General features: G+C 42.3%; 12 protein-coding genes. All 12 read right to left on the bottom strand.

All coding sequences use genetic code 11. The annotated features are described in order from the left end of the window. Nucleotides 1-9 precede the first annotated feature (9 nt). On the bottom strand, nucleotides 10-177 hold the full coding sequence (locus LN995_RS21815) for a RagB/SusD family nutrient uptake outer membrane protein (RefSeq protein WP_262910373.1): 168 nt from the start codon (nucleotides 175-177) through the stop codon (nucleotides 10-12). Between the two features lie 5 nt (nucleotides 178-182). Then, entirely contained in the window at nucleotides 183-527 is a 345-nt protein-coding gene (locus LN995_RS21810; RefSeq protein WP_317206913.1) for a RagB/SusD family nutrient uptake outer membrane protein, read from the bottom strand. A gap of 210 nt (nucleotides 528-737) precedes the next feature. Further along, nucleotides 738-1,175, bottom strand: a complete 438-nt coding sequence (locus tag LN995_RS00285) for a VOC family protein (protein WP_229957325.1) — start codon at nucleotides 1,173-1,175, stop codon at nucleotides 738-740. Between the two features lie 137 nt (nucleotides 1,176-1,312). Beyond that, a complete protein-coding gene (locus LN995_RS21980; RefSeq protein ID WP_317206912.1) occupies nucleotides 1,313-1,609 on the bottom strand; it encodes a 3-keto-disaccharide hydrolase in 297 nt (98 codons plus the stop codon). Further along, nucleotides 1,606-2,706, bottom strand: a complete 1,101-nt coding sequence (locus tag LN995_RS00280; RefSeq protein WP_317206911.1) for a 3-keto-disaccharide hydrolase — start codon at nucleotides 2,704-2,706, stop codon at nucleotides 1,606-1,608. The genes LN995_RS21980 and LN995_RS00280 overlap by 4 nt, the downstream gene beginning before the upstream one ends. A 75-nt stretch (nucleotides 2,707-2,781) precedes the next feature. Next, the gene (locus LN995_RS00275; protein ID WP_229957324.1) at nucleotides 2,782-4,143 is read right to left on the bottom strand and encodes a Gfo/Idh/MocA family protein; all 1,362 of its coding nucleotides are present in this window, start codon (nucleotides 4,141-4,143) and stop codon (nucleotides 2,782-2,784) included. Nucleotides 4,144-4,154: 11 nt separating this feature from the next. Further along, a complete protein-coding gene (locus LN995_RS00270; protein ID WP_229957323.1) occupies nucleotides 4,155-5,375 on the bottom strand; it encodes a glycoside hydrolase family 88 protein in 1,221 nt (406 codons plus the stop codon). A gap of 89 nt (nucleotides 5,376-5,464) precedes the next feature. After that, nucleotides 5,465-6,880, bottom strand: coding sequence for a RagB/SusD family nutrient uptake outer membrane protein (locus LN995_RS00265; RefSeq protein ID WP_229957322.1), 1,416 nt, complete (start codon nucleotides 6,878-6,880; stop codon nucleotides 5,465-5,467). Between the two features lie 42 nt (nucleotides 6,881-6,922). Next, nucleotides 6,923-10,333: a SusC/RagA family TonB-linked outer membrane protein gene (locus tag LN995_RS00260; protein ID WP_229957321.1), complete on the bottom strand. Its 3,411-nt coding sequence runs from the start codon at nucleotides 10,331-10,333 to the stop codon at nucleotides 6,923-6,925. A gap of 10 nt (nucleotides 10,334-10,343) precedes the next feature. Beyond that, nucleotides 10,344-11,381: a FecR family protein gene (locus LN995_RS00255; RefSeq protein ID WP_229957320.1), complete on the bottom strand. Its 1,038-nt coding sequence runs from the start codon at nucleotides 11,379-11,381 to the stop codon at nucleotides 10,344-10,346. 166 nt (nucleotides 11,382-11,547) lie between these two features. Beyond that, on the bottom strand, nucleotides 11,548-12,120 hold the full coding sequence (locus tag LN995_RS00250) for an RNA polymerase sigma factor (protein ID WP_229957319.1): 573 nt from the start codon (nucleotides 12,118-12,120) through the stop codon (nucleotides 11,548-11,550). A gap of 339 nt (nucleotides 12,121-12,459) precedes the next feature. After that, nucleotides 12,460-15,096: a T9SS type A sorting domain-containing protein gene (locus tag LN995_RS00245; RefSeq protein ID WP_229957318.1), complete on the bottom strand. Its 2,637-nt coding sequence runs from the start codon at nucleotides 15,094-15,096 to the stop codon at nucleotides 12,460-12,462. Between the last annotated feature and the right edge of the window lie 424 nt (nucleotides 15,097-15,520).

Below are 15,520 nucleotides of genomic sequence, written 5' to 3'. Positions count from 1 at the left end.
AATATAACATTAATATTCAAGATTTTGAGCAAATTCTGAACTTGTTCGGTCAATCTGATCCTGAGGAATTGGACGCAGCACATGATGTTCCTGTATGTTAGGAGCTCCATATGGGTTATGTTCCCTTACTCGCTCCACAAGCTTTCCGGTTCTGACAAGGTCAAACCAGCGAAGCATCTCCCCTATAGTTCTCGGGCCCTTTCATCCAGTATAAAATCTATATTCAGCTGATCTGGTGTAATCATCATAGCCTGCCGGTACTGCTCCGTTTCCTCTGGTGTAGCCCCCACTCTTGCAGATCGTAATCTTAATGTGTTGATATACTCCGTTGCTTCTGCTGTTCTTCCTATCATCATGAGTGCCTCTGCTGCGATAAGGTACGTTTCTGCCAGGCGCATCATCGGGAAGTCGCGCACTCCGGCCGCCTGGTTATCAGGACGCATAGCATCTTCTAACTTCCTTAAAGAAGGATAAAGCTTAGGTGTGTATTCACTTAGAGTGATCTCTTCTGCCTTCACCGAACTCACAGCACCTGTTATGATTGATATATTGAAGAGTACAAGTATATTGCCAGTTAGGTAAAATGGTTAAATTTTTTAATTTTGATGGTGTAGCAAGAAACTCATGCCTTGCTATACATGCTATCTGTTTAGATCAGCAGAACAGGATAATTACCGCAACAGTTGTACTGGTAAGGTCTTTAATGCAACTTGTGTAAAGTTCAATAATGAGGGGTACTACATACTGCTATCATCATTGTTGATTTCTATCCAGTAACCATCAGGGTCCTGAAGATACAGCTGCTTTACGCCATCGGCCCGAACTGTAATGGCCTCAGGTTTTCCAGCCAGGTCTGAGTAAGTTACTTTATGCTTCTTCAAATGTGTTATAAAGTCCTCAACAGACGCCACGCTAAAGCATAAATGCCTCTTCTTATCCTGAAAAATCTCTTTTGGAGCACCTTTTATCAAGTGAAGCTGGCACACGTTACCTATGTTAAACCACTCATGTAACCCATCATGGAAAGGCTCAGGAATCTTTTTTAACTGCAATACATTTTCATAAAAATCTGCACTTGCTTTAAGGTCATTTACATGTAAGGCAATGTGGTTCAGCTTCAGCATTGGTTGGTCAGGAGCATCAGAGGGCATTGTGTGTTCTGGTTTAATAAGCACAGCAAGCAAGCTTATAATGAATAATTTGATTAAGTACTGCATGGTTGAAACATGATGGGGTAAAGTAAGCCGAGACTTTCCTTGAAGAGTATGACTTTACTGCTTAGAAAGCTCGGCTTACAAGACAGATATAAGACTTATTTCAATTCTTTGATTTTGATGCTTCTAAAACTAACACGATCGCCGTGGTCCTGAAGAAGGATGTGCCCTTCTGGCGCCTCCCCGAAGTTTTCCCATACTTTGTACTTACTCATGGCTACCAGATCGCGAAAATCTTTTGAACCTCTTACATATTCCAACACCTTAACACCATTAAGGTAATGTTCTACCTTATTATCCGGGTACACTACTACACGGCCTTTATTCCACTCTCCAATGGGCCGGATAAAGCGTTCCGGTTTATCAGCTGTAATCAAGTCATACAAAGATGTCATGGTACGGTTTCCGTCCCGCCCAAGCTTTGCATCGGGTGCAGTTGGTCATCCAGCACCTGGTATTCCAGCCCAATAGCTGAGCCAGTGTTGTTCTCGCTTAGCGTCACAAAGTATTTTACGCCACTGTTGGCTCCTGGTGTAAGTTTGTACTCGAAAGACAAATCGAAAGCACTATACTTATCTGTTGTTACAATATCTCCCCCGTTGGTTGACTCTTCTCCTCCTGATGGCAATACAACTAACTGCCCATTTTGCACTTCCCAGCCTTTTTCAGGAAAACCTGGTTTATAAGCACCTTTCCAGCCGTTAGTCGTTTTGCCATCAAAAAGTAGTTTCCAACCATCCTGTGCTTCGTAGGCAGTTAGGTTGTTTGGCAAATTATTAACTACATAAACACCTGCCGGAAAAGGAGTAGGCTTTAAGTCAGAGGTTTTAATTCGGATGTTCTTAAAATATACTTTCTTTCCTGCCTGCTCCTGGTTGCTTACAGCGTGTACCTGCAGCCCAATAAAACCAGAAGCATCAATGGTATCAACCACATAAGCAATAGGTATATTATTGATCCAGGTTTTGGTTTCGTTGCCGATGCACTCTATTTTTATTTTGTTAAATTCCCCCACCTTAAAAGCCTTCTGCGCTTTAGGGTTTAAGGTAAGGGGGTATTGCCAGCCTCTACGTGCTTCGTCATATATGCCTCCGCTCCACGCTCTGTCAGAAGGGTCGAATTCTACTTGCCTGCCGTACACCCTGCCTTTGCCATTGTTGGCTTTGGCATCAAGATGGCTCCTGGTTTGTACTCCGGAGTTGCTCACAGGGCTTTCCAGCATTACGTCTAGCTCCAGCACAAAGTCGCTGTATTCCTTTTCAGTTACCAGAAAGGTGTTGCCTGTATTTATAACTGTTGTGCCAACTATGGCTCCATCTTTAACTTCATAAGAAGCCTCTCCTGCTACACGTTTCCACCCGTTAAGGCTTTTGCCGTCGAACAATTTTTGCCAGCCGTTAGAAGAAGACTGTGCAAAAGTGGAGGCAGGTGCAGCAACTGAAGCCATAGCACCTACAAACGCTGCCCATATATAGTTTTTGTGTGTTTTCATTATTAAAACCTCACCTGATTACATTTTTAAAACATTAGATTTTGAGATAGTGAAAGTGGACTTTCTTAGCATCGCTTAATAGCTAAATACTTTGTCTCCAGTCATTACCTCTTGTGTAGTTTCATCGAAAGTTGCTTTTGAGCCTGTTCTGACAGCCGCATTCGTCATAATATTGGCAATAGAATGGTAATAACCAGCTTCGACAGGAGCATTGGGTTGCTTACGGCTTCGGATACACTCCATCCAGTTTTTCATATGGTTTGATGTCAGATTGTCGGCACCGGTATCGGCTGAGGCAACAGCTCTTACAGAAGGATCGTCGAGTAGCATCTCGGGGAGGAGAATAGGTTTCATGCCCATGGCCGCAGCAAACCTTTCCTGCAAGCCACCTTTTGGAGAAACTTTATTTGTGATTAGGTTCAGCTCACCACCTGTTGAGTAATAAATTTCTGCAGGGTTTTCGTCGCCGTTGTGCATGCGGGAACTGAATGTTACCTGAAAACCACTTTCCGGATTGTCAGAAGGACCATAGTCAAACACTGCCGTAGTTGTGTCCCAGTTTCTTCGGCCATCTTTCCATTTGTAAATACCTCCGTTAGCCACTACACTTCTGGGGTGCTGTAAGCCAGAGAACCAGTGCACCGTGTCTATCTGATGGCTCATCCACTGCCCCGGCATACCGGAGGAGTAAGGCCAGAACAAGCGGTACTCCAGGTACTTTCTTGGGTCCCACTGTTCAAAAGGGCGGTTCATCAGAAACCTTTTCCAATCAGTGTCCGACTCTTTAATTTTAGAAACAAGATCAGGTCTTCTCCAGCGGCCAGGCTGGTTTACGTTCCAGGTAAGTTCAACCATGGTTATGTCTCCGAACTTCCCTGATTTGATATAGTCAGCTGCTGCATGGTAGTTATTGCCGCTTCTGCGCTGTGAGCCGATCTGCACAATTTTACCAGAGTCTTTTACGGCTTTAAACGCTGCCTTATTATCGGCCATGGTTTCTGCAAAAGGTTTTTCTACATAAGCGTCACAGCCAGCTTTTACCGCTTCTATGGCATGTAAGGCATGCTGAAAATCTGCTGTACTAATAATAACAGCATCCAGATCTTTTAGCCTATACAGTTCGTCATTATTAACACAAGCTTTAATGTCATGCCCCAGCTTCTCGGCCAGGTAAGCCTGCCCTTGTTCTCTTCTGTACTTCCAGATATCTGACACAGCCACTATATCAAAATTTAACGCTTTGTTATGTGCCAGAAAGGCAGGCAACAAAGAAGACCTAAAGCGATCTGAAAACCCCACAACACCTACTCTTACACGATCATTAGCTCCTAAAATACGCCCATAGCTCTTTGCACTAAAGCCTAAGGCCCCTCCTACATAAGCACCGGCAAAAGCCAAGGTCGATTGCTTAATGAAGTTTCGTCTAGTGTGTTTCATTATTATATTATTTAGTTTACTGTTAAAAAACCTCCTGTTGAGACTATTGCCAATCCTTTATTCAAGCGTTCAAATCTAATTAAGCCTTCTATGAAATAATAATCGGCATAGTTGAGCGGTACATCTATTTCTGAATTACCTGGTAAGTGACCAGTAGAATGCAGGAGCACAAAATTGTTGTTTGTATTAGCTTTGGCGAGATAAGCTGATGAGGCTAAACTTCTTAATATTTGTGTTGCTATTTTCTTATAAGCTTCTCCGCTTCTACCAGTATACTGGCTTAGTTCCAGCATTCCCGAAGCAGCAATCGCGGCGGCAGAAGCATCACGTGGCGCATTGGGTATGTCTGGAGCATTAAAATCCCAATAGGGTATTTTATCTGTTGGCAAGCTTTTATGGTTTATAAAGAAATCTGCTATTTTCTGTGCCTGAGCAAGAAAACGCTTGTCTTTTGTTTCTCGATAAGCAACAGTATAGCCGTATAAACCCCAAGCCTGCCCACGCGCCCATGCCGACTCATCGGCATAGCCCTGATGTGTTTGCTTAAGGCGAGGCTGCCCTGTTATGGTATCATAATCTACTACATGGTAGCTGCTGTTGTCTTTTCTGAAATGGTTTTTAAGTGTAGTGAGTGCATGCGTTTTGGCTATGTTATAGTACACTGAATCACCAGTTGCTTTGGTTGCCCAAAAGAGCATTTCCAGGTTCATCATGTTATCAATAATCACCGGGAACTGCCATTTATCTGTATGGTGGTCCCAGGATCTTATACTGCCTACTTTTGCGTTATAGCGGGAAATAAGTGACTTAGAACCCTGTATGATAATATCTTTATACTTCGGGTCTTTGGTTAAACGGTAGCCATTGCCAAAGCTACAGAACAGCATAAAGCCTAAGTCGTGGGTAGCACGGTTAAACTGTTCTTGCTCCAAGCCTGCAGTCCATTGGCGGGCAAGGGTTTCCCACTGTTTGTCTTTTGTGTAGTCGTATATATACCACAGCGACCCAGGATAAAAGCCACTTGTCCAGTCTCGGGATGAAGTAGTGGCAATAGAACCGTCTTTTTTGGTAGAGCGAGGATATTGTGTTACGTCTGTATTAGCTGCTGCCATGTTAGCCAGGTGAACCTGAGCTGCTTGCAATGCTGCTTTTACGGGCACTTCTTTATCTTGTTTAAAAGCCAGAATGCCTGCCAGGCCTAAAGTAATAGCTATGCTTTTTGTTATTTTCATAAGGAATAATTAATTATGCTTAAACTGGATAAAGAAATTATCCTATAAGAGCTTCTGTTGTAGTAGAAGCTCTTATAGGATAACATATATTAATACCCCTCGTTCTGCCCCAGATTTGGGTTCAGCGCTACCTCATCCTGTGGAACAGGAAAGTAGACATGAGTTGGCTTTACACTGCTGTACCCTTTAGCCGACATGGTAGAAACTAAGCGGCCTGTACGAACCAAGTCAAACCACCGGTGTCCTTCAAAAGCCAACTCAAAACGCCGCTCCCCATAAACTGCCCTGCGGAATTCGCTTTGTGAGAGGTTGGCATAATCATGTGGCTGGGGGGCAGAGGCATTTATATCTTCCTCAAAAGCACGTCTTCTTACTTTATTTAAAGCTGTATATGCCTCCGGGTTATCAGGTGCTATTTCATTAAGTGCTTCCGCATACATGAGCAGCACATCGGCGTATCGTAATATCTTCCAGTTGTTATCCTGCTCATAAGCTGCTTTTGCATCTGGGTCAAAGTACTTGTCCACATAGTAATTATCATCCACCGGGTCCTGTACTAAGTTCACATCAAAGCGAGTATCAGCAGGGTCAGTTCGTAGAGTATCAATAACCTCCAGCGTTGGCTGGAACGAGCCCCAGCCACGACCTGTAACCGGAGAATTTTCACGGGCAAAATAGGTCATAAAGTTACTGCCCTGCCCAATGCCGCCACTCACATACTGTATCTCAAATAAAGATTCTTTACCGTTTTCGTTTTCTATTTTAAACGCTTCTGCATAAGTAGGCCATAAGTCATAAATACCCATATCCATTACTTCTTTGGCTTTCTGAGCTGCTAAAGCCCACTCCTTTTGTGTTAAATAAACTTTAGCCAATAAGCCTGTTGCCGAGCCTTTTGTAGCATGTCCATTACTTAAGGTGGCAGGTAAACCAGCTTCTGCAGCTGTTAAATCAGCAATAATCAGGTCATATACCTCCTCTACCGATGCCCTTGAGGGATACTCTACGTCTGCCAGCGCGTTCGTTTCTTTTGTAATTAATGGAAGCGGGCCATACCACCTTACCAGATAGAAATAGTACAGTGCCCTTAAGAAATGCGCTTCCGCTACAATTCTTTCTTTCTGATCATCGGGCATAGAAATGGCTGGCACCCGTTCTATAACTGCATTTGTGCGGGTTATAGCCTGAAACATGGTTCGCCAGGTTTCGCGCAGCACACCATTTACAGGCGTATGCACAAACTGATCAATCTGTACCCGATCGTTGTTATTGCTCAACGGAAACACATCGTCTGAGCTTACATCTCCCATAATAATGAAATTGCGACTATCAGGCCCAATGTTGTTTAAAAGATCGTAAGCAGCATTAAGAGCGGCCTCAGCATCTGCAGCAGACTGGTAAAAATTCTGAGGAGCAATAAATGATTCAGGGTCTTCTTCCAAGAAGTCTTTACAGCCCTGCAGGCAGCAGGCAATCAGGAGCATGTATAAAATATTCTTCTTCATGTTTCTTAATTCTTTTAAGTAGTTCTGATAAGCTTAATCCTCTTATAAAGTAAGGTTTACACCAACCGTGATGTTTTTAGAACCCGGATAAGAGCCATAGTCACTGCCCAGGCTCAGGGTGTTCTGCCCGAAACGACTCACCTCAGGATCATAACCGGAATAGTTCGTAAAAGTGAAGTAGTTATTAGCAGCAACATACACTCGGGCACCTGTTAATCTTGCCGCCTGTGCCACCGATGCAGGCAAGTTATAAGAGAGCGTGATGTTCTTTACCCTCAGGAAAGAACCATCTTCAATCTGGCGGTCCGATATCTGATAAGCATTACCAACAGCGTTGGCTCTCGGAATGGTGTTGCTAGGGTTGGTTGTTGTCCAGCGATCAAGCACATCCCTGGTCTGGTTGCTGATGCCAGTTAAAGACTCCAGTTCAAACCTGTTTATGTTAAAGATGTCGTTGCCATAAACACCCTGCAGGAATACGCTTAGCTCAAAACCTTTAAAAGAGAAGTTGTTGGTCATACCGCCGTAGAATTTTGGCTGAGCCCGGCCAATAATGGTGCGGTCGTTGGCGTTTATAGTGCCATTGTTATCTAAGTCTTTGTAACGGCGATCACCCGGGCGGGCATTCTTCTGAGCTGAGTTTCGGACCTCTTCTTCGTTTTGGAAAATACCATCAGTTACTAAGCCATAGAAGATGCCGATAGGCTGCCCGACACGTACTAAGCCTGAGTTAGCCAACTGTAAGTGTCCGCTTGCCTCACCCGAAGGAAACTCTGTAATATCACCCAAATCAATTACCTCGTTGCGTGTTGTGGCAATATTAAAGCTTGTACTCCAACTGAAGTCGCTCTTATCGATGTTTATCGTATTCAAACCAAACTCAAAGCCTGTATTCCTGATCTTACCTAAATTTTTAAGGGCTGTGCTGTAGCCGGAAGTAATAGGCAGCGGCACATCCAGTAAAAGGTCGCGGGTATTTTTCACATAATAATCGGCGGTAGCAGACACTCTGTTTTTAAATAAGGATATATCAAATCCAGCGTCAAACTGTGCTGTTGTTTCCCATTTAAGGTCTGGGTTAGCAATACGGTTAGGCCCAAACCCAATGTTTAGCAAACCGCCGTAGTTATAGCTTTGCACGCCTAATGCCGCTAATGACTGATACTGGCCGATCTCCTGGTTGCCACTAAGCCCGTAACTGGTCCTGAACTTTAGCTCACTCAGGTAAGCTATATCTTTCAGAAACTCCTCTTCAGAAATACGCCAGGCTACAGAGCCAGAAGGGAATACAGCATATTTGTTACCGGCTCCAAATTTAGAAGAACCGTCTACCCTCGTAGTTGCCGTTAACAGGTACTTGCCGCCAAAGTCGTAGTTTGCCCGCGCAAAATAAGACACAAGGCTGGCACTGTAAGCATTGGAAGAACCAGGGTTGGTTGTTCCTGCTGAACCGATGTTGTTGTATAATAAAATGTCGTTGGCGTAGTTTTGTGTGTTTGTTCTAACATCTTCAAAGTTGTTTTTCAGTAGCTCAAAGCCCAGCAACAAGTTCAGGTTATGCTTTTCGTTGAAGGTTGTGTTGTAGGTTAAGGTATTTGTATTCTGCCACTCCGTAAACTGAGATGAACCTACACTAGCCCGGCCACCTACCTGCAAGCCACTAAGTATTGTTCTCGGCACATAATCATTATCTTTATTGAAAGATGCATTGGCGCCTAAGCTTACCCGCAGGTTCAGCCCTTTAAAAAACTCATAGTCAGCAAAAATATTTCCCAGGAAACGGGTGCGCAGGTCTTCATTAACCGTTTCAGTAGCTATGCCAACCGGATTTGGAATTCTGATACCACCTGCAACATTATCCATCACTAAGGTGCCATCTGGATTATACACCGGTACTGTGGGCGAAAAGTTAAGGGCACTGTACACGGTGCTGGCACCACTGCCACCATCTGCATCGGTAGGTGCCAAGTTCTGGCGGATTCTCGATACAGTAAAGTTGTTTCCTATTTTAAATTTGTCGCTGATATTACGGTCGAAGTTGAAGCGCACAGATGCTCGCTCAAACATAGAGTTAATAACAATACCATTCTGCCGGTAGTAGTTGCCTGATATGGCGTAGCGGGTCTTCTCATCGCCACCGGTAAAGGTTAACTGGTAATTTTGCACTGAAGCTTTACGAAAAATCTCGTCCTGCCAGTCAGTTCCTTCTCCCATCGCTGCAATCTCTTCTGGTGTAAAGCGCAACTCTTTGTGCTGGCTCGGATCAGCAATATACTGGTTTGCATTTGTGATGGCTTCGTTAGCCAATGTAGCATACTCCTGTGCATTTAAGAGTGGAAGCTTTTTCTGAACCTCCTGCACCCCATAATAAGTATCAAAGCTGATAGTGGATTTACCTGCCTTGCCACGCTTTGTAGTAATCAACACCACACCATTGGCTCCTCTCGACCCATAAATAGCTGTAGCCGATGCATCTTTCAGAATGTCGATAGATTCAATATCATTCGGATTAATGCTGGCGCCGTTTTCATTATACAAAGGATAACCATCTACCACATAAAGCGGCTCATTCCCTCCCTTGATGGAGTTGCCTCCACGTATCCTGATAGACACACCTCCACCCGGCGCATTAGAGGCTTGTGTAACCTGCACCCCTGCCACACGCCCCTGCAGTGTTTGCGCCATAGAGGTAACAGGCACCCGCTGTATTTCTTCGGTTGACACAGAAGCCACTGAACCTGTTACATCGCTTTTCTTCTGCGTACCGTATCCCACTACTACTACCTCTTCCAGCGCTTTTGCATCAGGCTCCAGAGAAACATTAATAGTAGCACGGTTATTTATAGGCTCTTCTTTGGTTTTGTATCCAATAAAAGAAAATACAAGTGTTCCGCTTCCATCTGGTACAGAAAGAGAAAAGCTGCCATCTAAATTAGTAGAGGTTCCTTTTGAAGTTCCCTTAAGAACGGCAGTCACACCTGGTAGGGCAATTCCTTTCTCGTCTGTTACTGTACCTGTAACTGTAATTTCAGCCTGTTTAACAGAAACGCCTGCATCCAGCTTAATCAGGCTGGTCTTTTGCATACTGCTGGTTTTTACATCTTTTTTGTATATAATATATACATCCTTCACCTTTTTAAACTTAAGGTCTCTGCGCTCCAGTACTTTTGTTAGTATCACATCTATATCTTTCCCTTCTGAAAGCGAGGCTGGCACCTTCAGCTCCAGGTCCTGGGCAATGTCGGACCTGTAAGAAAACTGAATACCATGAGAGGCTCTTAAAGCTATAAGTACATCTTTAAGAGTAACGGTTTCGTTTTGCTCAACAGAGAAATTAGCAACGAGTGTAGCATTATGGCTCTGATAGTTCTGTGCATTTCCTGAAAAGTAAGGGCAACAGAGTGCCAGGGTAAGGCTGGAAGAGCCTAACCAACATGTAAATCTTTTTCTCATAGGAATCTAATTAGTCGTTAGATATCATAATCCTTTTTTGTTTGTCCTGAATTATCTTAACTCCAAGTGTCTCTGACAATGTTACGAGGATGTCGCTCAGACTCCCAGCATCGAGGAAGGCCGTTATCTTTTGGTCGGCAAGTGCTTTGTCTTGTATAACTACAGCATAGCCATAGTTCTCTTCCAGCATAGTTGCAATTTCTTGTAAGGATATATCATAAAATATAAGCTTGTTGTCTTTCCATGAAGTATAAATATCAGTGTCAATCTCTTGCTTAGTGATAGTACCTGCGTCTTCTGCTATCTCTACCAGTTCCCCCGGCTTCATGAGCAGTTGCTTATTCACGCCCGTACGTGCTATGTTAAGCATCACTTTTCCGGACGCTAATACCACTCTATTCCTGCTTCCACGGTCAGACACGTTAAACTCTGTACCTAATACTTCCACCTGCACACCATCAGAAGTGTGCACGATAAATTTCTGATTGTTCACTTTATGAGTAATAGAAAAGTATGCTTCCCCTTTAAGCCTTACCTCACGCGGCTCCTCCTCCCCCCAATCTGCAGCAGGTATGGTCAGTTGAGAGTTAGCATTCAGTACCACAATAGAACTGTCTGGCAGCAGTATGCTTTGCTTCTCCCCATAATGTGTAGCATAGATAACAGTTTTTTGCTGCCCTATGATGAACAATGTGATACCAGAAATTAAAAGCAACAGCGTAACGGCAGCCGCAGCTAGCATGCTTTTCCTCTCCCACAGCCTTAATGTCACAACTTTTTTATTAGCAACTTCCTGTACGGTACTAGCAGCACATGCCATGTTTAAGTTTTGCCACATCTCATTCAGCTCCCATTCTGAAAGATTATCTTCATCCTTTGTCAATATCAGCACCAATTCTCGAGCCTCCTGTAGCACCTCATACTTATCCGGATTATGCTCCAGCCAATGTATCCAGAACAGGTTGGCATTCTTTGTCGGCTTTTTAACCCACTGAATGAAAAAGTCATCCACTGCAAAATCCGCTACGCCATGTTTAGAGTAATCCATCTGATGAATTTTACAGTTACATGTCTTACTATAGCTAACAATTGTTAGTTTCTATATATAATATCCAGCTTGCTCAAAAACTATCCCTCTGTTCTTAAACTTTTTTATTCTTTGAAGATGAGGGATAAAAGGTGCCAGATTAGTGATAACAGGCTAGAAAGAAAATTTAGAAAAAGAGGAAGAACCCGAGTAGTACTGCAGCATACAACTTCAGAAAAAGTTGCTGAAGTTTGTCGATTGCTTTATAAGTTAACTTGTAAACAGACTCCTGCTCCAGGTCCATCATAACAGAAATCTCTTTCGGACTCAGGTTCATGTAGTATTTCAAAAATACTACTTCACGTTGCCTTGCAGGCAACTGCGCAAGTAAATTGTTTATTCTTTTCTGGTTGATCTCACAGGTCTGCAAATCAATCAGGTCAGACTCGTAGGAATTCGTCGAAAGAAACTGGTAGCTATCTGGCAAGGATTCAAAGGCATGTTTTTTATCAGACTTTTTAATGATCTCGAAACGCAGAGCTTTTAGTAAGTAATTTTTTACAGAGGCAGGATCACCTAAATGTTCCTTCCTTTTCCAAATATTAAAAAAAACCTGCTGTAAGCAATCTTTCACCAGATCTTTGTCTTTAGACAATTTGCAGCCATAGCGGTACATGATAGGAGCATATGCTTCATAAAGTCTATGAAAGCTAGCTTCGTTGCCTTTTTTAAAATCTTTCCATGTGTTCTGCTCAACCATACCTGAAGCGGTTAATGTTGCTTCCTTTACAAACTGTGCCTTCTTTTGCGGATTATTTATAATCGGTATTGGACCATGATGTTAAGGTCCAATTCAGGCTCTGTTCTACAAAAGAAAGATCTATATTTAAGCATAATTATACTAATTTTAGCTAACAAATGATAGTTTTTAAAGGTAATTATTTCATTAATTTATTTACAGGTGACCGCATAAGTAGGCATTAAACCATATTTATGAGTGCAACCAAACTTTGACGGCTATACTTGTTAGCTATAAAAACAATAGGGGCAGGTAAAAATACCTGCCCCTATTGTTTTATTTAAATGCCAGTCCTACAACCTACTGCACCATTATTCTTTTTAATAAGACTTTGTTCTGGTAGCTAACTTTAAGGAAGTATAGCCCTTTCGCAAGCTTAGACAGGTTTATGATGGCTTCACTCTTATTCTCGCTTATCTGTGGTTTGGCCTGTTGGCCAACACTGTTGTGCAACGTAAAAGTCGGATTATCACTTCCTTCTGCCTTCCAGAAAACCTTTATGTATTCTTTAGCCGGATTTGGATAAATAGTAAAGAAGCTGTTGAATTCATCTTCTAGTCCTAAAGGAGTTCTTTTGGCCTCCGGAAATTTATCTACTAAAGTATTGTAGGCAATATTTGTTTCAATAGCCGGGTTGTAGTCAAAGTAAATAAAAGCCAGATTGTTGATTATGGTACTATCTGGCAGCCCATGAACAGGTTTGATGCGATATAGTATATAACCGTGGCTACCTGGCTCATCTGCCTTATCATCCGGGAGCTCAATATTATCAAAATGAAAGCTTAACTCGTTTCCTTCTATAACAGTATACATGTTGTGGCTGCTTCCGATAACCTGAAAACTACTTAGGTCCAGCTCCTCCTGAAGTACATTTTTTACTACAATGTTAAAAGCTTTGTCTGTGCCCATGTTCTGGAAGCGGATAAGGTATTCCAGCACCTGGTTCTTCAGTGTCAGGTGCTTTTCTCCCAAACCTGCTGGGTTTGCCTGTATGTCATTCGGGTCGTAAGAACAAGTCAGGATTTGCTGTAGCGTTGTCGTATCGGCATAAAATGTAGCGTTATGCAATGCTCTGAAATTGGTAAATAATTCAGAAATAAGTGTATCTCCAATGTTTTCAACTCCTGGCATGGTAAAGTTTAAGGTAATTTTACCTTTTTGGCCAATCCCCAATTCATTTATATACCAGATCAGGGTGTCTGCGCTAATTTCACTTGGAGCCGGCAACGCTGATTCGTAATTAAATTTTGCCTCTGGTTTAAGTTTTATAGTACCGCTAACCTCTGTAAAGCCGTTGTTACTGTAATGCAACATATAAGTAGTCGGAAAACCGCAACGGGAAGCATCGGACATAAGGGAGGCATCCACCTTAGTAGTTTCCTGCTCTGGAGTTAAGCCTAAGCTATAACTTTTGCCGCTATCTTCTGGCAGATTAATGGCTGTACTTGTTTTGTCTGCTGTGGTCCAGCCGGTGGTTGGTTTTAAAGACAAGGTATATGAACCATCTTCTAAGTTTAAGCTGATCGTCTCCTGATTGGAGAAAACAGTAAGTCCATTACCGTTTAGCGAAAACTGCTGGTTAAGCAGGTAAGGCTCTTCTGTGTCCTTTGTTCCGTTAGCATTAAGATCGGCATAAGCGCTTAAGTGTATCGTGTTGGCAGTATCCGATAGCTTGTAGATATTTAGCTGCTTCGGGTTATCAGATGGTTGTGTTGTAAAATATAACTCATCTTCATACACATAGAACTGCACGTTTTGCAGCCCCTCCGGCCCTACAACAACATCCTCCACCATTGATACATGCTGCCCGTCATACTTAAAAAGCTCTGCTCCTATTGCTTCATCGCGCCTTATAAAGTAAAGCATTCCTTTATGTACTGTAATGGGATCTCCATTTTTAAAAAAGGCATCTATTTTATCTGCTATGGCACGAGTACCAGTTGCTGTTCCATCCGTTTCGTATAAAGTAACTAGCGAATCGCCTAGTGTGCTGGCACTGCTTGGTATTGTAAACAGGACCTTTGCATTATATTCTCCTTCAAAACTCACAAAGTTTTCAGATGGAAGCAGCGTAGCAGAACCACTCGCATCTGACTTTACAACTCCTTTGCTTGCAGTATTGTACCCGTACATTACATTGTTCTTAACAAAATTCTGGTTAGGGTATGGTTTAAAATCAGTAAAAGAACCTACATTGGTAACACCACTTTCGGAAAGCTTATACACATGGCTAAAGAGCCTGGATGGATTAGCATTCAGATAGGTGATATTAACAAAATGTATTTCGCTGCCATTGTTAAGAAAAAAGGAGTTAGAGATGGTTTCATCAGCACTTTCCTCTACATTACTCAGCAGTACTGTGCTACTGTAATCGCCGTCCGAAACATAAAGAGCTACAGTATTAGGAGAAGTAGTATTACTGAAGAATATAAGGTCTTCTGTTTCATCGTACTCCATCTTTAAGTTTGCCTCCGCCCCTGTTATCCAGAATTTCTTAGGGTTATAAGTTGAATTATCGATCTCGATCATCTTAAAACCTTCAAATGGATCTAAATAGATCATGAAAGCTGAGTTTTTTCCCGTAACAATTTGTTGAATGCCTATGCTTCCGCTAAATACCTGATAGTCCGCATTATCTGCAACATAAACACCTTGATTATCGGCATCTGTAAAAATTACCGAAGTGCCTAAAGCTCCAAAAGTGATGCCTGGCTCTAATTTTGGTTGTGCAGGTTTAGTAACTACTGAACTACTTCCGGAATTCAGATTCAGCACATTAAAATAGGTGTCTTTATTCAGGTAAAAGTTATTTCCGGCAAACAAATAGCCGCTTCTACTATCTGGAAAATCGAATGTCTGTAGTTTTACGACTTTCTGAGAATAGGCCTGCTTGCTTAGCAAAAGCAAACCAAGCAGCAGGAGAAATATTTGTTTCATTTATAAATTGGTAAAGGTGTTTCAAAGGCAAGAAGAAAGGTGTATTATATTAAGCCAAAAATTGGTCCTATTTTATATAAGAAGCTTTATAAAGGGTAAAAAAGCAAAATAACCACTCCTGTACTGTATAACAAGCATTTGGAGCATCAAAGTTAGCATAAAAGCAAAAAGAGGCTAGTATAAACAGCCTCTTTTTGTACAATTAATTTTATTCTTATTTTTAGCTGCCCTTTAGTTATTGCAGCATCGGTTTAACTACCCCTTATTAATGATTAGAAGTGCTATTCTGTACCCCAACACAGCTATCGCCGCAGGAATTGCTATAGTAGACATTATTTTAAGTGGATCCATATCTAACGTTTTTTATTATTTAAGTACGGCACTGTAAACATTTTAGATTTCGTTGCCTATATGAATACAGTTC

The organism is Pontibacter silvestris (assembly GCF_020907275.1).
Taxonomy (GTDB): domain Bacteria; phylum Bacteroidota; class Bacteroidia; order Cytophagales; family Hymenobacteraceae; genus Pontibacter; species Pontibacter silvestris.
Note: the sequence above shows the minus strand (reverse complement) of the source record. Positions and strands in the feature narration are given on the sequence as shown.

Excerpts from the sequence above, each read along its gene's own strand:
- LN995_RS21815 (WP_262910373.1), bottom strand. The coding sequence starts at position 177 with ATGCTTCGCTGGTTTGACCTTGTCAGAACCGGAAAGCTTGTGGAGCGA.
- LN995_RS21980 (WP_317206912.1), bottom strand. The coding sequence starts at position 1,609 with ATGACATCTTTGTATGACTTGATTACAGCTGATAAACCGGAACGCTTT.
- LN995_RS00280 (WP_317206911.1), bottom strand. The coding sequence starts at position 2,706 with ATGAAAACACACAAAAACTATATATGGGCAGCGTTTGTAGGTGCTATG.
- LN995_RS00275 (WP_229957324.1), bottom strand. The coding sequence starts at position 4,143 with ATGAAACACACTAGACGAAACTTCATTAAGCAATCGACCTTGGCTTTT.
- LN995_RS00270 (WP_229957323.1), bottom strand. The coding sequence starts at position 5,375 with ATGAAAATAACAAAAAGCATAGCTATTACTTTAGGCCTGGCAGGCATT.
- LN995_RS00265 (WP_229957322.1), bottom strand. The coding sequence starts at position 6,880 with ATGAAGAAGAATATTTTATACATGCTCCTGATTGCCTGCTGCCTGCAG.
- LN995_RS00260 (WP_229957321.1), bottom strand. The coding sequence starts at position 10,333 with ATGAGAAAAAGATTTACATGTTGGTTAGGCTCTTCCAGCCTTACCCTG.
- LN995_RS00255 (WP_229957320.1), bottom strand. The coding sequence starts at position 11,381 with ATGGATTACTCTAAACATGGCGTAGCGGATTTTGCAGTGGATGACTTT.
- LN995_RS00250 (WP_229957319.1), bottom strand. The coding sequence starts at position 12,120 with ATGGTTGAGCAGAACACATGGAAAGATTTTAAAAAAGGCAACGAAGCT.
- LN995_RS00245 (WP_229957318.1), bottom strand. The coding sequence starts at position 15,096 with ATGAAACAAATATTTCTCCTGCTGCTTGGTTTGCTTTTGCTAAGCAAG.